20 protein-coding genes are annotated in these 19174 nt (G+C 64.4%); 5 read left to right on the forward strand and 15 right to left on the reverse strand.

Going from position 1 to position 19174, the window contains the following annotated elements; all coding sequences use genetic code 11:
* Positions 1-52 precede the first annotated feature (52 nt).
* The gene (locus PVZ77_RS21490) at positions 53-313 is read left to right on the forward strand and encodes a type B 50S ribosomal protein L31 (protein ID WP_133859431.1); all 261 of its coding nucleotides are present in this window, start codon (positions 53-55) and stop codon (positions 311-313) included.
* Between the two features lie 24 nt (positions 314-337).
* Here the strand turns inward: PVZ77_RS21490 and metR are convergent, their stop codons facing one another.
* The 5 genes from metR to PVZ77_RS21515 all read right to left on the reverse strand — a co-directional run bounded on the left by metR (position 338) and on the right by PVZ77_RS21515 (position 6438).
* Positions 338-1255: a transcriptional regulator MetR gene (metR, locus tag PVZ77_RS21495; RefSeq protein WP_273809453.1), complete on the reverse strand. Its 918-nt coding sequence runs from the start codon at positions 1253-1255 to the stop codon at positions 338-340.
* A 150-nt stretch (positions 1256-1405) separates the two neighbouring features.
* On the reverse strand, positions 1406-2935 hold the full coding sequence (glpD, locus tag PVZ77_RS21500; RefSeq protein WP_273809454.1) for a glycerol-3-phosphate dehydrogenase: 1530 nt from the start codon (positions 2933-2935) through the stop codon (positions 1406-1408).
* A 156-nt stretch (positions 2936-3091) separates the two neighbouring features.
* Positions 3092-3856, reverse strand: coding sequence for a DeoR/GlpR family DNA-binding transcription regulator (locus PVZ77_RS21505; RefSeq protein ID WP_273809455.1), 765 nt, complete (start codon positions 3854-3856; stop codon positions 3092-3094).
* Positions 3857-4026: 170 nt separating this feature from the next.
* A complete protein-coding gene (glpK, locus tag PVZ77_RS21510) occupies positions 4027-5535 on the reverse strand; it encodes a glycerol kinase GlpK (RefSeq protein ID WP_027597604.1) in 1509 nt (502 codons plus the stop codon).
* 30 nt (positions 5536-5565) lie between these two features.
* A complete protein-coding gene (locus tag PVZ77_RS21515) occupies positions 5566-6438 on the reverse strand; it encodes an MIP/aquaporin family protein (RefSeq protein WP_273809456.1) in 873 nt (290 codons plus the stop codon).
* 296 nt (positions 6439-6734) lie between these two features.
* Here PVZ77_RS21515 and PVZ77_RS21520 point away from each other — a divergent pair, with 296 nt between their 5' ends.
* Positions 6735-7517, forward strand: a complete 783-nt coding sequence (locus PVZ77_RS21520; RefSeq protein WP_183630479.1) for a PhzF family phenazine biosynthesis protein — start codon at positions 6735-6737, stop codon at positions 7515-7517.
* A 45-nt stretch (positions 7518-7562) separates the two neighbouring features.
* Here the strand turns inward: PVZ77_RS21520 and argF are convergent, their stop codons facing one another.
* Positions 7563-8480 (reverse strand): ornithine carbamoyltransferase, encoded by a 918-nt coding sequence (gene argF, locus PVZ77_RS21525; protein ID WP_273809458.1) that lies wholly within the window; start codon positions 8478-8480, stop codon positions 7563-7565.
* 191 nt (positions 8481-8671) lie between these two features.
* The gene (locus tag PVZ77_RS21530; protein WP_273809460.1) at positions 8672-9076 is read right to left on the reverse strand and encodes a DUF3597 domain-containing protein; all 405 of its coding nucleotides are present in this window, start codon (positions 9074-9076) and stop codon (positions 8672-8674) included.
* Between the two features lie 244 nt (positions 9077-9320).
* On the opposite strand from PVZ77_RS21530, the gene grxD reads away from it, so the two are divergent.
* A complete protein-coding gene (grxD, locus tag PVZ77_RS21535; RefSeq protein WP_017640308.1) occupies positions 9321-9647 on the forward strand; it encodes a Grx4 family monothiol glutaredoxin in 327 nt (108 codons plus the stop codon).
* Positions 9648-9706: 59 nt separating this feature from the next.
* Here the strand turns inward: grxD and bfr are convergent, their stop codons facing one another.
* The 4 genes from bfr to pyrC form a co-directional block, all read right to left on the reverse strand.
* Entirely contained in the window at positions 9707-10186 is a 480-nt protein-coding gene (gene bfr, locus PVZ77_RS21540) for a bacterioferritin (protein ID WP_133859422.1), read from the reverse strand.
* Positions 10187-10378: 192 nt separating this feature from the next.
* Entirely contained in the window at positions 10379-10594 is a 216-nt protein-coding gene (locus tag PVZ77_RS21545) for a bacterioferritin-associated ferredoxin (protein WP_007162750.1), read from the reverse strand.
* A gap of 110 nt (positions 10595-10704) precedes the next feature.
* Positions 10705-11376: a ribonuclease T gene (gene rnt, locus PVZ77_RS21550; protein WP_405046278.1), complete on the reverse strand. Its 672-nt coding sequence runs from the start codon at positions 11374-11376 to the stop codon at positions 10705-10707.
* 2 nt (positions 11377-11378) lie between these two features.
* Complete coding sequence (pyrC, locus tag PVZ77_RS21555; protein ID WP_273809462.1) at positions 11379-12422, reverse strand: dihydroorotase; 1044 nt, start codon at positions 12420-12422, stop codon at positions 11379-11381.
* 141 nt (positions 12423-12563) lie between these two features.
* On the opposite strand from pyrC, the gene PVZ77_RS21560 reads away from it, so the two are divergent.
* The gene (locus tag PVZ77_RS21560; protein WP_273809464.1) at positions 12564-13514 is read left to right on the forward strand and encodes a flagellar protein MotY; all 951 of its coding nucleotides are present in this window, start codon (positions 12564-12566) and stop codon (positions 13512-13514) included.
* 117 nt (positions 13515-13631) lie between these two features.
* Positions 13632-14849 (forward strand): argininosuccinate synthase, encoded by a 1218-nt coding sequence (locus PVZ77_RS21565; RefSeq protein ID WP_273809466.1) that lies wholly within the window; start codon positions 13632-13634, stop codon positions 14847-14849.
* Positions 14850-14899: 50 nt separating this feature from the next.
* Here PVZ77_RS21565 and PVZ77_RS21570 read toward each other — a convergent pair whose 3' ends face one another.
* The 4 genes from PVZ77_RS21570 to metG all read right to left on the reverse strand — a co-directional run bounded on the left by PVZ77_RS21570 (position 14900) and on the right by metG (position 19065).
* Positions 14900-15082 carry a PA3496 family putative envelope integrity protein gene (locus tag PVZ77_RS21570; RefSeq protein WP_273809468.1) on the reverse strand — a complete coding sequence of 61 codons (183 nt, stop codon included), beginning with the start codon at positions 15080-15082 and terminating at the stop codon, positions 14900-14902.
* Between the two features lie 141 nt (positions 15083-15223).
* On the reverse strand, positions 15224-15862 hold the full coding sequence (gene nth / locus PVZ77_RS21575; protein WP_133859417.1) for an endonuclease III: 639 nt from the start codon (positions 15860-15862) through the stop codon (positions 15224-15226).
* Positions 15859-16833, reverse strand: a complete 975-nt coding sequence (locus PVZ77_RS21580; RefSeq protein ID WP_273809469.1) for an RnfABCDGE type electron transport complex subunit B — start codon at positions 16831-16833, stop codon at positions 15859-15861. Before PVZ77_RS21580 ends, nth begins: the two co-directional genes overlap by 4 nt.
* Positions 16834-17025: 192 nt before the next feature.
* The gene (metG, locus tag PVZ77_RS21585) at positions 17026-19065 is read right to left on the reverse strand and encodes a methionine--tRNA ligase (protein WP_273809471.1); all 2040 of its coding nucleotides are present in this window, start codon (positions 19063-19065) and stop codon (positions 17026-17028) included.
* Positions 19066-19174 lie beyond the last annotated feature (109 nt).

Below are 19174 nucleotides of genomic sequence, written 5' to 3' on the forward strand. Positions count from 1 at the left end.
TGGGCCTAGCGATGACCTGTCGTCGTCGACGCCCCAGACCAGGAGACGCCTCATGAGACCCGGTATCCATCCCAACTACCGTCCCGTGCTGTTCCACGACACCACCTCGGACACCTACTTCCTGATCCGCTCCACCGCCGAGAGCGATCGCACCCAGGAATACGAAGGGGAGACCTATCCCTACATCAGCCTCGACGTGTCCAGCGCCTCGCACCCGATCTACACTGGCGAGCAGCGCCAGATGAAGGTCGAGGGCCGCGTCTCGAGCTTCAACAAGAAGTTCGCCGGCTTCCCGGGTGGCAACAGCAAGTAAGCCCCTCGCGAGCAGCGCGCCGGCTCAGCGCGCGCTGCTGACCCCTTCGAGGGTGGCGAAGGAGGTGTCCTTGGCGGTCAGCAGGAAATCCTGCATGAAGGGCGCCTCCAGCATGTCTTCGCGGATCGCCGCATATAGCGTCGCATAGAGGCCTTTCTCGCCCAGTCGGCGCGCGGTGACATAGCCGCGTGAGCTGTATTCGTGGATCGCCCAGTTGGGCAGGCAGCAGACGCCACGCCCCGAGGCCACCAGTTGCAGCATCATCACCGTCATCTCCGCCGTGCGAATCGACAAGGGCTCGACGTCGGCCGGATCGAGAAAACGGGTGAAGATGTCCAGCCGATCGCGCTCCACCGGATAGGTGATCTGGGTTTCCTGGGCAAGGTCCGCAGGGACGATATAGGGCCGCTGCGCCAGCGGATGCTGGTTGGCTACCGCCAGCAGGGCTTCGTAGGTGAACAGTGGCACGTAGGTGACGCCCGAAAGATCCACGGGATCGGCTGTCACCACCAGATCCAGATCGCCTCGGGCCAAGGCCGGCAGGGGGGCGAAGGAGAAACCGGAGGCCAGGTCCAGCTCCACTTCCGGCCAGGAATCGCGAAACTGATCGATGGTGGGCATCAGCCACTGGAAACAGCTGTGGCATTCGATGGCCATGTGCAGCCGTCCCGCCGTTCCGCCCACGAGCCGTGCCAGGTCCCGCTCGGCACTGCGCAGGTGGGGCAACACCGCATCCGCGGTCTGCAGCAGCCGGAGGCCGGCACTGGTGAAGCGGATGGGCTTGGTCTTGCGGATGAACAGCGGGGTACCCAGGCGCTCCTCCAGTTCCTTGAACTGATGGGAGAGGGCGGATTGGGTCAGGTGCAGACGTTCCGCCGCTTCCACCAGGCTGGAGGATTCGCGGAGTGCATGCAGGGTTTTCAGGTGACGGAGTTCGAACATGGCGCTGGCACTGGAGATAAAGCCGCATCATGAAGACTTTTCATGGTGCTGACCATCCTTCGCCACGCCAGCTACTGCTGAACCAAATGCGATTGATCAATCGATTGTCCCCGAGCAGGTTGCCCGCTCGGGAACAGGTCAGCACCGCTCTCAGGCCGCGTTGCTGTCCTTGCTGGCCTGGGCGGGTTCCGAATGCGCCAGGAAGTCTTCCAGCGCAGCCCGTTCGGCGGTGGTGAATACCAGGCCCAGCTTGGTCCGCCGCCAGAGCACGTCATCCGCACTGGTGACCCACTCGTATCGCTGCAGGTATTCGACTTCCCGCGCGTACAGGTCGGCACCGATCACCTTGCCCAACGTCTCCACCGAGCGCCCGTCACCCAGCAGGGTCCAGACCCGGCTGCCATAGGTGGTCGCCCAACGCTGCGCCAATGCCGGCGTCAGGCCACTGACCTTGTCCAGCAATTCGCGAGTCAGCGCCTGGGGCGTGGTCATGTTCTCGCCCCCGGGCAGCGGTGCCGATCCGGTCCAGCTGTTGCCCAGCTGCGGGAAGAAGGGCTGCAGCTGCGCCATCGCCGACTCGGCGAGCTTGCGGTAGGTGGTCAGCTTGCCCCCGAACACCGACAGCAACGGGGCACCCTGCTCCTCGGCCAGCGACAGGGTGTAGTCGCGGGTGATGGCGGAAGGGTTGTCCGATTCGTCGTCGCACAGCGGGCGTACACCGGAGAAGGTATGCAGGACATCGTCGCGGCTGAGTTGCTTGCGGAAGTGGGCATTGGCCACGCCCAGGACGTAGTCGATTTCCTGGTCGGTGATGGTCACCTTGGCCGGATCGCCTTGGTACTCGCGATCCGTTGTGCCAACCATGGTGTACTGGCCAAGATAGGGAATGGCGAAGACGATGCGGCGGTCTTCGTTCTGCATGATGTAGGCCTGTTCGCCTTCGTACAGCTTGGGCACGATGACGTGACTGCCCTGGATCAGGCGGATCCCGTAGGGCGACTTCTGCTGCAGGTCCTGGCGAATGAAGCTGGCGACCCAGGGGCCGGCGGCATTGACCAGGCCCTTGGCACGGATCTGCTGGCGACCCTGGGGACCTTCGACCTCGACCTCCCAGTGACCCTCGACGCGACGGGCGCTGACGCAGCGGGTGCGGGTCACGATGTCGGCACCCTTGTCACGCGCCTGCATGGCGTTGAGCACCACCAGGCGGGCATCGTCCACCCAGCAGTCGGAATATTCGAAGCCACGCTTGATCTCGGCCTTGAGCGGCCCTTGCGCATCGAACTTGAGACCACGGGAGCCCGGCAGCTTTTCCCGCTTGCCCAGGTGGTCATAGAGGAAGAGGCCGGCACGGATCATCCAGGCCGGCCGCAGGTGCGGGCGGTGGGGCAGGACGAAGCGCATCGGCTTGACGATATGGGGCGCCTTGGCCAGCAGCACCTCACGCTCGGCGAGGGCTTCGCGTACCAGGCGGAATTCATGATGCTCCAGGTAGCGCAGGCCGCCGTGGATAAGCTTGCTGCTGGCGGACGAGGTATGGCTCGCCAGGTCGTCGCGTTCACAGAGAAACACCGACAGACCCCGACCGGCTGCATCGGCCGCGATGCCTACGCCGTTGATGCCACCGCCGATGACGGCGAGATCGTAAGTCCGGGGAGTTGCAGTGGGTGCCTGGGCCATGGTGCCTCCTGTGAAACGAACATAATTATTCGGTTTCGAACATAATAGCCCAGCAAAAACTCAGGTTCTAGCCAGGCCTGTGTCTTCAGACCGCCAAAACGAAAAAAAACGAATATAGAGAGAAGGCAGGCGACGAATGGTCGTCGCCTCGGAGGGTCAGCGCGGGCGCGCCACTTCCACCTTGACCTGCCATTCCTGCAGGCAGCGGGCGAAGGCGGGTGAAGGCTCGCGCTCGGTGAAGAGCTGGTCGATCTGTTCCAGGCTGCCCAGGCGGATCATGGCGTTGCGGCCGAACTTGCTGGAATCGGCGGCGAGAAACACCTGGCGGGCGTTATGGATGATGGCCTGGGAGACGCAGACCTCCTGGTAGTCGAAGTCCAGCAGGGTGCCATCCTCGTCGATGCCGCTGATGCCGACCAGGGCAAAGTCGACCTTGAACTGCTTGATGAAGTCGGCGGTCGCTTGGCCCACCACGCCGCCGTCGCTGCGCACCTTGCCGCTGGCGATCAGGACGTCGAAGTCGTCCTTGGCGCTGAGAATGTTGGCCACGTGCAGGTTGTTGGTGATGACCTTGAGGCTGCGATGCCCGAGCAGGGCATGGGCGATGGCCTCGGTGGTGGTGCCGATGTTGATGAACAGCGAGGCGTGGTCGGGTACGGCGGCAGCCACGGCTTCGGCGATCAGGCGCTTTTCCTCGCGCATCTGGCCGGCCCTCATGCTGTATTCGGTGTTCTCCACGCTGGAGTCATGGGCGGCACCCCCATGGTAGCGCCGCAGCAGGCCGGCCTCGGCGAGCTGGTTGATGTCGCGACGGATCGTCTGCGGGGTGACGGAGAAATGCTGGGCCAGCTCTTCGATGCTGACGTAGCCGCGCTCACGGACCAGTTCGAGAATCTGCTGTTGGCGAGGCGCCAGGCTCATTGCGGCTTCCTTGAGGTGATCGAGTAAATTCACAGAGGATGCCGTAGGTCTTTCCGGGTGGAAAGCGCTTGTCGCGCAAAGCAAGACCGGCGTCGGAAGACGCCGGCCTCATGGGGGAGCCGTCCGGAAGGCCGCCGAGCAACCACCAGCGGCCTGCGGAACGGAGTCACTCAGTCCAGAGCCCAGCCGCGGGTACGCTCGACGGCCTTTTTCCAGCCCTTGTACAGGGTGTCTCTCTTGGTCGGGTCGCAGGCCGGCTCGAAGACCCGTTCGATGGTGCTCTTGCTGCGCAACTCGTCCAGGCTGCTCCAGAAGCCGGTGGCGAGACCGGCCAGATAGGCCGCGCCGAGGGCGGTGGTCTCCTTCATTTCCGGGCGCTCGACGCGGGTGCCGAGCACGTCCGACTGGAACTGCATGAGGAAGTTGTTGGCGGTGGCGCCGCCGTCCACCCGCAGGGACTTCAGGGCTTCGCCGGCGTCCTGCTGCATGGCATCCAGCACATCGCGGGTCTGGAAGGCGATGGATTCCAAGGTGGCGCGGATGATGTGGTCCACCTTGACACCACGGGTCAGGCCGAACAGCGCGCCGCGGGCATAGGGATCCCAGTAGGGCGCGCCCAGGCCGGTGAAGGCCGGGACCAGGTAGACGCCGTTGCTGTCGGTTACCTTGGTCGCGAAATACTCGGAGTCCAGGGAATCGTTGATCACCTTGAGTTCGTCACGCAGCCACTGGACGGTGGAGCCACCGTTGAAGATGGCGCCTTCCAGGGCGTAGTTGACCTCGCCGCGGGGACCGCAGGCGATGGTGGTCAGCAGGCCATGCTGGGACTGCACCGCCTTCTCGCCGGTGTTCATCAGCAGGAAGCAACCGGTGCCGTAGGTATTCTTGGCCTGGCCGGGCTCCACGCACATCTGGCCGAACAGCGCTGCCTGCTGGTCGCCGGCGATACCGGCGATGGGGATGCCGGTGGTCTGGCCGCTGCCCAGGTGCGCCTGGCCATAGACCTCGGAGGAGGACTTCACTTCTGGCAGCATCTCGCGCGGGATGTCCAGCACCTCGAGCATGGTGGCGTCCCACTCGCGCTTGTGGATATCGAACAGCAGGGTGCGCGAAGCGTTGGTGTAGTCGGTCACGTGGGCCTGACCCTGGGTCATCTTCCAGATCAGCCAGGTATCGACGGTGCCGAACAGCAGCTCGCCGCGGCGTGCGCGTTCACGGCTGCCTTCGACATGGTCGAGGATCCACTTGATCTTGGTGCCCGAGAAATAGGGATCGATCACCAGGCCGGTGGTCTTGCGGATATGGTCTTCCATGCCATCGCGCTTGAGCTGGTCGCAGATCGCGGTGCTCTGGCGGCTCTGCCAGACGATGGCGTTGTAGATGGGACGACCGGTGGTCTTGTCCCAGACGATGGCGGTTTCGCGCTGGTTGGTGATGCCGATGGCGGCGATCTGCTCGTTGCTGATGCTGGCCTGGGCCAGCGCCTCGACGAATACCGCGCTCTGGGTGGCCCAGATCTCCATGGGGTCATGCTCGACCCAGCCGGCCTGCGGGTAGATCTGCGCGAATTCGCGCTGGGCGATGGTCACCACGTTGGCATTGCGGTCCAGCACGATGGCGCGCGAGCTGGTGGTGCCCTGGTCGAGCGCGACGATGTACTGCTTGTTCTGGTCGGTCATGGTCTTGTTCCTTATTGTGATTCGCGGCGATCAGGACGCTTTGGAGGCGGAGGTCACTTCGGTGCGGGCACTGTCCTCGGCCTTGGCCGGGACGTCGCAGGCACCCGAAGCCAGGCCGGGCAGGTGGCGGCAGATCAGCGCCTTGTAACCGGCGGCGCCCAGGCAGGCACCGACGATGGGGCCGAAGATGGGCACCAAGAAGTAGGGGATGTCACGGCCACCGGTGAAGGCGATCTCGCCCCAGCCGGCGAAGAAGGTCATCAGCTTGGGTCCGAAATCGCGGGCCGGGTTCATGGCGAAGCCGGTCAGCGGGCCCATGGAGCCACCGATCACGGCGATCAGCAGGCCGATCAGCAGGGGCGCGAGCGGGCCACGGGGCAGACCGTTGCCGTCGTCGGTGAGGGCCATGATCATGGCCAGCAGGATGGCGGTGATGACGGCTTCGACCAAGAAGGCCTGGCCAACCGACAGGGACGGATGGGGATAGGTGGAGAAGACGCCGGCCAGCTCCAGGCTCGCCTGGCTGCCGCGGACCATGTTATGGGCCTGTTCATAATCGAAAAACAGGCTGCTGTAGAGGCCGTAGACCAGCGCCGCACCGCAGAAGGCGCCGGCCACCTGGGCCAGGATGTAGGCCGGGACCTTGCGTTTTTCGAAACCACCGAACAGCCAGAGGGCGATGGTGACGGCCGGACTGAGATGCGCGCCGGAGACGCCGGCGGACAGGTAGACCGCCATGCTCACGCCGACGCCCCAGATGATACTGATCTCCCATAGGCCGAGAGTAGCGCCGCCGACCTTCGCGGCCGCCACGCAACCGGTACCGAAAAAGATGAGGAGGGCTGTGCCGAGGAATTCGGCGATGCATTGACCGCGTAGCGTTGGAGCCGGAAGAGTACTCATGGAGGAGCCTCGTGGTTGTTGTATTTATAGGTGGCCGGAGAGCCATTTGTTCGCAACCGAAAATCTAATTTCAAATATGAAAACTGTCAAAGCTCCTGAGCGCAAAAACAGTGACGACGTTCGACAATTCATTGCCGATGCGACGCCGCCTGCTATTTTGGTCATAGGACTTCTGGCGACAACCGGCCGGTTGGCAGGTCTCAAGGTATAGCCATTGCTGCCGGGGATCATCAGAGGCCGGGTGCCCGTGCGACGTCGATGCTTGCTGTTTCTCTTCTTCTGCTCAGGTAGCGCGCATGCCCCTAGAATTCCATCAGGTCGATGCCTTCACCGATCAGCCCTTCCGTGGCAATCCCGCCGCGGTCTACCGCCTGGACAGCTGGCCGGCCGACGAGCTGCTGCAGCGGATCGCCACCGAGCACAATCTTTCGGAAACCGCCTTCGTAGTGTGGGAAGGGGACACCTGGCGCATCCGCTGGTTTACGCCGCGGACCGAGGTGCCCCTGTGCGGCCATGCCACCCTGGCTGCAGCGCACATCCTGTTCGAGGTCTATGGCGAAGTGGGTGATCGCCTGGAGTTCATCAGTCAGGCGGGTGTCCTGCGCGTGTTTCGCGAAGCCGATGGACTCCTGGCGCTGGATTTCCCCGCGCTGGTGCCCACGGAGCAGGGGGTGACTCCCGAGCTGGAACGGGCCCTGCGGGTCTCGCCGGTGGATGCCCTGGCGGCGGACAAGCTGCTGGTACTGCTGGAGTCGGAGCAGGCAGTGCGTGACTGCAAGCCGGATCTGGCGGCCATCGCCCGGCTCCCCTGGCAAGGCGTCATCGTGACCGCGCGGGGGCAGGAGGTAGACTTCGTTTCGCGCTTCTTCGCCCCGGCAGTGGGCGTGGATGAGGATCCCGTCACCGGTTCCGCGCATTGCAGCCTGATTCCCTACTGGTCGCGACGACTGGCCAAGCGGATGCTCACTGCCCAGCAGCTTTCGGCCCGGGGCGGGCAGCTCAGGTGTCGCCTGGAGGGCGACCGGGTCAGTATCGCCGGGCGGGCGGTGACGGTGCTGCGTGGGCAGCTGTTGCTGTAGCGAAAAGGCCTCGACTGTCTGGCGCAGCCGAGGCTTCTGCCGGACTCAGGCGTGCAGCGGCGGCTTGATGAGGAATTCGAGCAGCGCCTTTTGGGCATGCAGGCGATTTTCGGCTTCGTCCCAGACCACGGCGCGGGGATCGTCCAGCAGGGTGTGGCTGATCTCTTCCCCGCGATGGGCCGGCAGGCAGTGCATGAACAGCACTTCGGGCGCGGCGCCATCGAGCAGTGCGGCGGTGACCTGGTAGGGCTTGAAGGCCGCCAGGCGCAGGCGGGTTTCCTCTTCCTGGCCCATGGAGGTCCAGACGTCGGTGCTGACCAGGTGGGCCTGGGCCACCGCCTCGCGGGGATCCCGAGTCAGCTGCACGCGGTCACCGGCGCGTTCGAGGAAGCGCGGATTGGGCTCATAGCCTTCCGGGCAGGCGATGCGCAGGTTGAAGTCGAGCTGCTCGGCCGCCTCGATGTAGCTGTTGCACATGTTGTTGCCATCGCCGATCCAGGCCACGGTCTTGCCGCGGATATCGCCCCGGTGTTCGAAGAAGGTCTGCATGTCGGCGAGCAGCTGACAGGGGTGCAGATCATCCGACAGGCCATTGATCACCGGCACCCTGGAATTGGCGGCGAAGGTGGTGAGCATCTCGTGGGCATAGGTACGGATCATCACGCCATCGAGCATGCTCGACATGACGCGGGCGCTGTCCGGGACAGGTTCGCCGCGACCGAGTTGGGTATCACGGGACGAGAGGAAGATCGCCTGGCCGCCGAGCTGGATCATGCCGGCCTCGAAGGAGAGGCGGGTACGGGTCGAGGCCTTTTCGAAGATCATGCCCAGGACGCGATTGCGCAGGGGCTCGTGCAGGACGCCCCGGTTGCGCAGGGCCTTGAGCTCGATGCCGCGTGCGATGAGTTGCCGGAGTTCCTCGGGGGAACAGTCCATGAAAGAGAGAAAGTGGCGAACCGTCATTTCGTTACCCTAGCGTCCCGTCCCGGTAACGGCCGTCCATGGAGGGCGCGGCGAACCTGAGAGCATGCCGTTTCAAACGGCGGAAAGACCAAAGGCGAAATGGTATAAGTTCATGTCGCATTTTACCACCATCGCAGGCCAGGCCCTTCATGCAGGGCGGCTGGCCTGAGACGGATCAGCGGGCGGTAGCCTTACAGCAGTTCGGCGGGAACGTTGCCGCCGTTGTCAGCCAGCTTCTGCAGGACGGCCTTGTGCAGCCACATGTTCATCTGGGCGGAGTCGCTCAGCTTGTCGGCCGGGCAGTTCAGTTCCTTGGCCAGTTCCTGGCGTGCGGTCAGGCTGCTGTCCAGGTCGAGGAGCTTGAGCAGGTCGACGATGGAGGTCTTCCAGTTGAGTTGCTCGCCTTTCTGAGCGGCCAGGCCGTCCAGCTTGGCGGCGACGTCCACCTGGCTCATGTGGCTGCCAGCACCTGCGGGAGCGGTGCTACCGGCGGGCGTGGTGGTCTCGGTGGCACCGGTAGTGGGCGCGGCGGCAGGGGTGTCCGCGTGGGCTTCACCGATGCCAAGCTTGGATAGGATGGTGCTGAACAGGCTCATGGAGTTCTCCTGGGGTCTTGGATCAGGCGCACCGAGCGGCGCCTACCCTTAACCTGACCACGGCCGCGTCCGCAAAGTTTGCTCGGCGGCGCGCCGGATCGTCGTCATGGCGGCGAACGGTGGTGCCGGAGCGTGGTCGATTTGCAGGTCGAGCCGCGCCTGTCATGGGCTGGACGTCGCGGAAATCCCGGCGTTCCACCGGCCTTTCCGTTACAATCGTCCCACCGTATTAGCGAGGTGCATCGTGGAAATCATCGATACCATCAAAGACCAGATTGCCAACAATCCCGTGCTGCTCTACATGAAGGGTTCGCCGAACGCGCCTCAGTGCGGCTTCTCTTCCCGCGCCGCTCAGGTGCTGATGGCCTGTGGCGAAAAATTCGCCTATGTCGACATCCTGCAGAATCCGGAAATCCGCGCCAACCTGCCCAAGTACGCCAACTGGCCGACCTTCCCCCAGCTGTGGGTCGGCGGTGAGCTGGTCGGCGGCAGCGACATCCTGGCCGAGCTGTATGAGAAGGGCGAGTTGCAGACCCTGATCAAGCAAGCCGTGGAAACCAAGGACGCTTGAGTCCCTGGTTCATAAAAAAGCCCGCAGTGTGCGGGCTTTTTTTATGGGCGGCTGCCTGATCAATCGTCGTCGTCGTGCATCTGCGACTGGATGTAGTTCTCGATCCCGACGCTGGCGATCAGGCTCAGCTGGGTCTCCAGCCAGTCGATATGCTCTTCCTCGGATTCGAGGATGCTCTTGAGCATGTCGCGACTCACGTAGTCCCGCACGCTCTCGCAGTAGGTGATGGCTTCACGCAGATCGGCCACGGCGCTGATTTCCAGGCGCAGGTCGCACTGGATCATCTCCTGGGTATTCTCGCCGATCATCAGCTTGCCCAGGTCCTGCAGGTTGGGCAGGCCTTCCAGGAACAGGATGCGCTCGATCAGGCGATCGGCGTGCTTCATCTCGTCGATGGATTCCTTGTACTCGTGATGACCCAGCTTGCGGATACCCCAGTCGTTGTACATCCGCGAGTGCAGGAAATACTGGTTGATGGCCACCAGTTCGTTGCCGAGGATCTTGTTCAAATGCTGGATGACGGTGATATCGCCTTTCATGGCCGGACCTGCAAATCGGGTGGGATTGCCGGCAGTCTGAGCGTGGGAGGGCCCTTTGTCAAAAGCTTAAGTTGTTGAAAAATCGACGAAAATCGAACGGTAATCGAAAGCTTTTCCATCCTTTCCGTAAGCGTTTGATTAGACAATAAAAAAGCCGGACGCAAGGTCCGGCTTTTTTTGCAGGGGTATCGCTCAGGCGCGCGGGACGTCCAGCGCATAGGCGAGCTGCTGGGCGCCGTGCAGCTCACCGAGGGTTTCCTTGACCACCTGTTTGGCGAGGCAGGCGCACTTGCCGCACTGGGTGGCGCAACCCGTGCTTTCCCGGACTTCCCGATAACTGCAGCAGCCTTCATAGATGGCTTCGCGAATCTGCTTGTCGGTCACGCCACGGCAAAGACACACGTACATGGATCGCCTGCTGTATGAGTGGAGGTGCCGCCAAAGCTAATGACAATGAGAATGATTGTCAAAGTTGTAGGCGGCAAAATCTCATTAACGGCAGGGCGGGCGACGGACGGTCAGTCCAGATCGACCCAGCCGCCCATCTCCCGCCAGCGATTGACGATGCCGCAGAACAGTTCGGCGGTCTTCTCGGTGTCGTAGCGGGCCGAGTGGGCTTCGCGATTGTCGAATTCGATACCGGCGGCCTGGCAGGCCTTGGCCAGCACCGTCTGACCATAGGCCAGGCCGGCAAGGGTGGCGGTATCGAAGCTGGAGAAGGGATGGAAGGGATTGCGCTTCAGGCCGCAGCGCAGCACCGCGGCATTGAGAAAACCCAGGTCGAAGCTGCTGTTGTGGCCGACCAAGATGGCTCTCTTGCAGCCATTGGCCTTGAGCGACTTGCGCACGCCCTTGAAGATCTCGCTGAGCGCCTGCTCTTCGCCCACCGCCATGCGCAGCGGATGGTCGAGCTTGATGCCGGTGAACTCCAGCGCCGCCGGCTCGATATTGGCGCCGGCGAAGGGTTCGACGCGGAAGAAGTAGGTGTGGTCCGGATAGAGCACCCCGTCCTCGTCCATGGCCACCGTGGTGGCGGCGATTTCCAGCAGGGCATCGGTGGCGGCATTGAAGCCGCCGGTCTCGACATCCACCACCACCGGCAGGTAGCCGCGGAAGCGGCGCGCCATGGGGATGCGCGAGTCGGACATCGGCTGGCTGGCGTCCAGTTCGTCGCTGAAGGTCTCGTCCATGCTCATGCGCCCACCTCCAGACGCCAGCGCAGGGTCTCGCCGGCGCGCAGCGGAATCACCTCGTGGTCACCGAAGGGCAGGGAGGCGGGGGCCTGCCAGTCCTCGCGGACCAGGGTGACGGTCTCGGTATTGCGCGGCAGGCCGTAGAAATCGGCGCCGAAATGGCTGGCGAAGCCTTCCAGGCGGTCGAGGGCATTGCGGCTCTCGAAAGCCTCGGCATAGAGCTCCAGGGCGCCGTAGGCGGTGTAGCAGCCGGCGCAGCCGCAGGCTGCCTCCTTGGCGTGGCGGGCATGGGGTGCCGAATCGGTGCCGAGGAAGAACTTGGGACTGCCGCTGGTGGCGGCGTCCAGCAGGGCGCTCTGGTGGGTGTTGCGCTTGAGGATCGGCAGGCAATAGAAATGCGGCCGGATCCCGCCCACCAGCATGTGGTTGCGGTTGTACAGCAGGTGGTGGACGGTGATGGTGGCGCCGACGTTGGCCGGGGCCTCGCGGACGAAGGCAGCGGCATCACCGGTGGTGATGTGCTCGAACACCACCTTCAGCGTCGGGAAGCGCTGGACGATACGCACCAGGTGCTCGTCGATGAATTTCTTCTCGCGGTCGAAGACGTCCACCTCGGCATGGGTGACCTCGCCGTGCACCAGCAGCGGCAGGCCGATCTCGGCCATGGCTTCCAGCGTGGGAAAGAGGTTGTCCAGCGAGGTCACGCCGGAATCGGAATTGGTGGTGGCGCCGGCCGGATAGAGCTTGGCGGCGTGCACGAAGCCGCTGGCCTTGGCGCTGCGTACCTCTTCCGGGCTGGTGCGATCGGTGAGATAGAGCACCATCAGCGGTTCGAAGCGGCTGCCGGCCGGGCGCGCGGCGAGGATACGCGCGCGGTAGGCGGCGGCCTGCTCGGCATTGCGCACCGGTGGCACCAGGTTGGGCATGACGATGGCGCGACCGAATTCCCGGGCAGCGTCGGCGACGGTCTGCTGCAGGGCGGCGCCGTCGCGCAGGTGAATGTGCCAGTCATCGGGACGGGCAAGGGTGATCCGGTCGGTCATGCGGGATTCCAGGCTGCGGGAAAGTGGGGAAATGCTACCGGAAAAGGGGGTGGCCGGCATCCGTGCGGCGGGACCGTACTCAAGTTTTCCATGCCTTCGACCGATAAGAAGCCCAGGTACTTTTTCTTTCCGGAGTCCGACGTGCGCCCGCGTTACCTCTTCCTTTCCTCTCTGCTGCTTGCCGTGCCGGCCTGGGGGATGACCTTCCAGAGCCGGCTCGAGAGCGTGGAATGGAAGGTCGAGGGCGACATCTTCGCCTGTCGCCTGCTGCAGCCCATTCCTCGTTTCGGCAGTGGCGGCTTCCTGCGCCGCGCGGGCGAGTCCACGGTCTTCGAGTTGCGACCCAATGGTCAGTGGCTGCCGGCGGGCAGTGCCAGCCTGAAAGCGGCGGCGGTGCCCTGGAAGCCGGGGCTGGGCGATATCAGCCTCGGCTCGGTCAAGGTCGTCGAGGGCGAGCAGGCGCTGGCCACCAGCGCGCAGCAGGCGCAGCGGCTGCTGGCGGGGTTGATGGAAGGGCGCATGCCCCAGGTCAGTCGCGCGGGCGCCCTGGACGACCGGGTCGAGGTTCGGCTGCTGCCGGTGCGCTTCGAACCGGCCTACCAGCAATTCCAGGCCTGTACCCAGAAGCTGCTGTCGGTCAACTTCGAGCAGATCCGCCATTCCCAGGTCAGTTTTCCGGGCGGCGGGGATACCCTCGACGATCTGGCCAAGGCCAAGCTCGATCTCATCGACGAGTACCTGAAGGCCGATCCGACGGTCAATCACGTCATCGTCTCGGGCTACAGCGACAACCAGGGCACGCGCCTGGATAACCGCCAGGAGTCACGGCTGCGCGCCATCGCGGTGATGGAGTACCTCAAGAGCAAGGGCTTCGCCGCGGAGCAGATCGAATTGCGCTTCTTTGGCGAGCAGTACCCCGTGGCGCCGAACAGCAACAAGGCCAATCGCGCGCTCAATCGCCGGGTGACCCTGGTGTTCTCGCGGGTGTCGCCGAGCGCCGAGCCCCCGGCTGCGGCAACCACCAGCACCGCGGCCAATCCGGCCGAACCGCCGGCGCCCACCCCGGCACCGCCGGCCAAGCCCAAGGGCTGATCCGCCCCGACCGCATGTCGCCCAGACATCAGAGTGCGTCGCGCCCCTGTAAAAGCAGCGAGGCGACCAGTAGAATTGTCGCTTTCCGACTCAACGCAACACACGGGAGCGAACGGCATGGCGGATGTGAAGAAGGTAGTCCTGGCGTATTCCGGCGGCCTGGACACCTCGGTGATCCTCAAGTGGCTGCAGGATACCTATAACTGCGAAGTGGTGACCTTCACCGCTGACCTCGGCCAGGGCGAGGAAGTCGAGCCGGCGCGCGCCAAGGCCAAGGCCATGGGCGTCAAGGAAATCTACATCGACGACCTGCGCGAAGAGTTCGTCCGCGACTTCGTCTACCCGATGTTCCGTGCCAACACCGTCTACGAAGGCGAGTACCTGCTGGGTACCTCCATTGCCCGTCCGCTGATCGCCAAACGCCTGATCGAGATCGCCAACGAGACCGGCGCCGACGCCATCTCCCACGGCGCCACCGGCAAGGGCAACGACCAGGTGCGTTTCGAGCTGGGCGCCTACGCGCTCAAGCCGGGCGTCAAGGTGATCGCGCCCTGGCGCGAGTGGGACCTGCTGTCCCGCGAGAAGCTGATGGACTACGCCGAAAAGCACCAGATCCCGATCGAGCGCCACGGCAAGAAGAAGTCGCCGTACTCCATGGACGCCAACCTGCTGCATATCTCCTACGAGGGCGGCGTGCTGGAAGACACCTGGACCGAGCACGAAGAAGACATGTGGCGCTGGACCAAGTCCCCGGAAGCCGCGCCGGACACCCCGACCTACCTCGAGCTGACCTACCGCAATGGTGACATCGTCGCCATCGACGGCCAGGAGCTGAGCCCGGCCACCGTGCTGGCCGAGCTGAACCGCATCGGCGGCGAGAACGGCATCGGTCGCCTGGACATCGTCGAGAACCGCTACGTCGGCATGAAGTCCCGTGGCTGCTACGAGACGCCCGGCGGCACCATCATGCTCAAGGCCCACCGCGCCATCGAGTCCATCACCCTCGACCGCGAGGTGGCTCACCTCAAGGACGAGCTGATGCCCAAGTACGCCAGCCTGATCTATACCGGCTACTGGTGGAGCCCCGAGCGGCTGATGCTGCAGAAGATGATCGACGCCTCCCAGGCCAGCGTGAACGGCGTGGTACGCCTGAAGCTGTACAAGGGCAACGTCATGGTCGTCGGCCGCAAGTCCGACGAGTCGCTGTTCGATGCCAACATCGCCACCTTCGAAGAAGACGGCGGCGCCTACAACCAGGCCGACGCGGCGGGCTTCATCAAGCTCAACGCCCTGCGCATGCGCATCGCCGCGGGCAAGGGCCGCACCCTGCTGTAAGGGTCGCCATGCAACGCAAAACCCCAGCCTCGGCTGGGGTTTTTCATGGGCTACAGATCGAAGTCGTACTCGGAGATCTGCCGCTTCAGGCGACGCTCTTCGAGCATGTCGTCGATCAGGCGCCGCTTGGTCAGATTGGTCTTGCTGACGACGATAGGCTCGACGGTTTCGGGCGTCTCGCCATCGGTCTCGAAATCCTCGTCCACATCGATGTCGCTTTTGTCTTCGGCCATGGGTAACTCCGGCAAGGCTGGACAGGGTCACACGCCCGTCATCGACGGGGCTGCGGACCTTTTCGCGCACCTTATAGCGACAAAGCAGGGGCCGGTAAAAAAGATTTTTTCAATCGCCAAAGGGCTTTGGTGCGCCCTTTTTCAATCGTCAGAGGTTTTTGCCTTGTATTCGCAGAGATCCTCGATGCGGCAGCTGCCGCAGCGGGGCTTGCGCGCCTGGCAGACATAGCGGCCGTGCAGGATCAGCCAGTGGTGGGCATCCAGCAGGAAATCCTTCGGCACCACCTTGAGCAGCTTGAGCTCGACCTCCACCACGTTCTTGCCCGGTGCCAGATTGGTTCTGTTGCTGACCCGGAAGATATGGGTATCCACCGCCATGGCGAGCTGACGGAAGGCGGTGTTGAGCACCACGTTGGCGGTCTTGCGCCCCACGCCGGGCAGGGCCTCCAGTTCCTCGCGGGTCTCGGGTACCGCGCCGCCATGGCGCTCCAGCAACAGCCGGCAGGTCTCGATGACGTTCTTGGCCTTGCTGTTGTAGAGCCCGATGGTCTTGATGTACTCCGACAATCCTGCCACACCCAGGTCCAGGATGGCCTGGGGGGTGTTGGCCACCGGATAGAGGCGGGCGGTGGCCTTGTTGACGCTGACGTCGGTGGCCTGGGCCGAGAGGATCACCGCTATCAGCAGCTCGAACGGTGAGGCGTAGGCCAGTTCCGTCCTGGGATCGGGATTGTCCTCGTGCAGCCGGCGAAAGATCTCCAGGCGTTTGGCGGCATTCATGGGTCGGTTCGCTCTTCCAGGGCCGTGAGGTGCTGAGCCGCCTGCTGAGCGGCGCTGCGCAGGGTTTCCAGCTGGCCGCGCTGCGTGGATGTGGGCTCGCTACCGAAGGCCCGCTCGGCCTTGGTCAGCTGGGCGCGTGCCAGGGTGGCAGCGATCCGCGCCTGCCTGAGCGCAGCGGGGGCGGCGACCGGCTGCGCCAGGGCCGGCGCAGTGGCGCTGGCGGGCCCCTGCTGCGCCCTGTCGAGGGCCGTCTGCGCCTGTTGTGCGGCTTCACGCAACTGCTGCACCTGGGTTTCCAGCGCGGGCGTACCGTATTGGACCAATTGCCGTTCGGCCTTCTGCAGCGCGACACGCGCCATGGCGGCGGCGATCTTCAGCGGCTTGAGCGAGGATTCTGCCGTGGCGGGGGGCTCCGCAGCCGTGGCGGTCACAGGCGGCGCCTGACGGCGCTGGCGCTCGGCGTCCAGCCGTTCGCGGTCCCGTTGCAGGCGTGACTGGCGGGCATCGAAGCGGCGCCGATAGTACTGCGCGCGCTGGCGCTCCGCCTGGCGGTCGATCGGCGCAGGTACCGGCACCAGATCGATGCAGTCCACCGGGCAGGGCGCCAGGCACAGCTCGCAACCGCTGCATTCGTTCTCGATCACCGTGTGCATCAGCTTGGCCGCGCCCAGGATGGCATCGGTGGGGCAGACCTGGATGCACTTGGTGCAGCCGATGCACTCGGCTTCGCGGATCACCGCGCGCTGGCTGGGCGTCACCGGATAAGGCGAGTCCAGGGGCAGTGTCGGGCGCTGCAGCAGGGCAGCAAGCTCGACGATGGTCGCCGTACCGCCCGGTGGGCACTTGTTGTGCGCTTCACCCGCGGCGATGCCGGCCGCATAGGGCTGGCAACCGGGGTGGCCGCACTTGCCGCACTGGGTCTGGGGCAGCAGGGCGTCGATGGCGCTGATGAGGGTGGCGTGAGCGTTCATGATCGGGGTCGGGGCTGGAGGAGGAACGGCGCCCTGAGAGCCTGCTCAAAGTCGGCTGCGCGTCGGCCAAACTGCGTTGAAAATGGCTTCGGAATGCTCATTTACGCTTTGTAAACTCCGCTTCCTCAGCCATGTTCGCCTTGTTTGTCGCTAACTCGCTCGCCTTTGAGCAGGCTCTCGGCGCCGTCGCTGTCACATCACCCGCTGGCCGGGCTTGGCGCCGCTGTCGGGGCTGAGCAGGTGGATCTCGGTGCCGCCGGGGCCGGCGGCCAGGACCATGCCCTCGGACACGCCGAACTTCATCTTGCGCGGCGCCAGGTTGGCGACGTACAGGGTCAGGCGGCCTTCGAGCTGGCTCGGCTCGGGGTAGGCGCTCTTGATGCCGGAGAAGACGTTGCGCTTGGCATCGCCGATGTCCAGGGTCAGGCGCAAGAGCTTGTCGGCGCCTTCGACGAATTCGGCTTTCTCGATCAGCGCGATGCGCAGATCGACCTTGGAGAAGGTATCGAAGTCGATGGTCTCGGCCAGCGGGGCCTTGCTCAGTTCGCCATTGCCGGCCGGCTGGGGGGCGGCCTGGGCGGCCAGGTCTTCCTTGGAAGCGTCGATCATGGTCTGCACCTTGGCGGGTTCGATGCGGGTGAGCAGGGGCTGGAAGGCGTTGAGCTGATGATTGGCCAGGCGGATGTCGAGGTCGGCCCAGGTCAGGGGGGCGACGTTGAGGAAGGCCTCGGCGGCGGCGGTCAGGTTGGGCAGTACCGGCTTGAGCAGGATCGCCAGCTGGCGGAACAGCTCGATGCCCTGGGCGCAGATGGCCTGGACTTCGTCGGCCTTGCCGTCCTGCTTGGCCAGGCTCCAGGGCGCCTTGTCGGCGATCCAGGCGTTGGCGCGGTCGGCCAGGGCCATGATCTCGCGCATGGCACGGCCGAAGTCACGGGTCTCGTAGGCCTCGGCGATGCTGGGCGTGGCCGCGCGGAAGGCGGCTTCCAGCTCGGGTGCGGCCTGGGCGTCCACCAGCAGGCCGGCGTTGCCCTTGTGGATGAAGCCGGCGCAGCGGCTGGCGATGTTGACCACCTTGCCCACCAGGTCGGAATTGACCTTCTGCACGAAGTCCTCGAGGTTCAGGTCGATGTCCTCGACGTGGCGCGAGAGCTTGGCGGCGAAGTAGTAGCGCAGGTATTCGGGATTCAGGTGATCCAGGTAGGTGCGCGCCTTGATGAAGGTGCCGCGGGACTTGGACATCTTCTGGCCGTCGACGGTGAGGAAGCCATGAACGCTCAGCGCCGTCGGCTTGCGGTAGCCGGCGCCTTCGAGCATGGCCGGCCAGAACAGCGCATGGAAGTTGACGATGTCCTTGCCGATGAAGTGGTACAGCTCGGCGGTGCTGTCCTTGTTCCAGTAGGCGTCGAAATCCAGGTCGTCACGGCGGTCGCAGAGGTTCTTGAAGCTGGCCATGTAGCCGATGGGCGCGTCCAGCCAGACATAGAAGTACTTGCCTGGCGCATCGGGGATCTCGAAGCCGAAGTAGGGCGCGTCACGGGAGATGTCCCATTCCTGCAGCCCGGCGTCCAGCCATTCGGCGATCTTGTTGGCCACCGATTCCTGCAGGGCGCCGCTGCGGGTCCAGCCCTTGAGCATCTCGGCGAAGTCGGGAAGCTTGAAGAAGAAGTGCTCGGATTCGCGCAGCACCGGGGTCGCGCCGGAGATGGCCGACTTGGGATCCTTCAACTCGGTGGGCGCATAGGTGGCGCCGCACTTCTCGCAGTTGTCGCCGTACTGGTCGGCGCTGCCGCACTTGGGGCAGGTGCCCTTGATGAAACGGTCGGCCAGGAACATCTGCTTGTCCGGGTCGAAATACTGGGTGACCGGACGGGTGGCGATGTGGCCGTTCTCGCGCAGCTTCAGGTAGATCGCGCGCGACAGCTCGCGATTCTCTTCCGCGTGGGTGGAGTGGAAGTTGTCGAAGGCCACGCCGAAGTCGGCGAAGTCGGCGCTGTGCTCGCGTTTGACGTTGTCGATCAGCTGTTCGGGCGTGATGCCCTCGCGCTCGGCGCGCAGCATGATGGCCGAGCCGTGGGCGTCGTCGGCGCAGACATAGATGCACTGGTTGCCGCGCAGCCGCTGGAAGCGGGCCCAGATGTCGGTCTGGATGTACTCGACCATGTGGCCGAGATGGATGGAGCCATTGGCGTAGGGCAGGGCGCTGGTGACGAGAATCTTGCGGGGCTCGGTCATGGTCTTGGCTGGATCGCGGCGCTGATAAGTTGACCGACCATCATAGCGAAATGGCCGGTCGGTTTCATCCGTGGGGATGGGCGTTAAAAAGCGCGAAGTCCTGCGGGCT

This window comes from Pseudomonas sp. SHLD1 (genome assembly GCF_028640935.1).
GTDB lineage: Bacteria > Pseudomonadota > Gammaproteobacteria > Pseudomonadales > Pseudomonadaceae > Chryseomonas > Chryseomonas aestiva.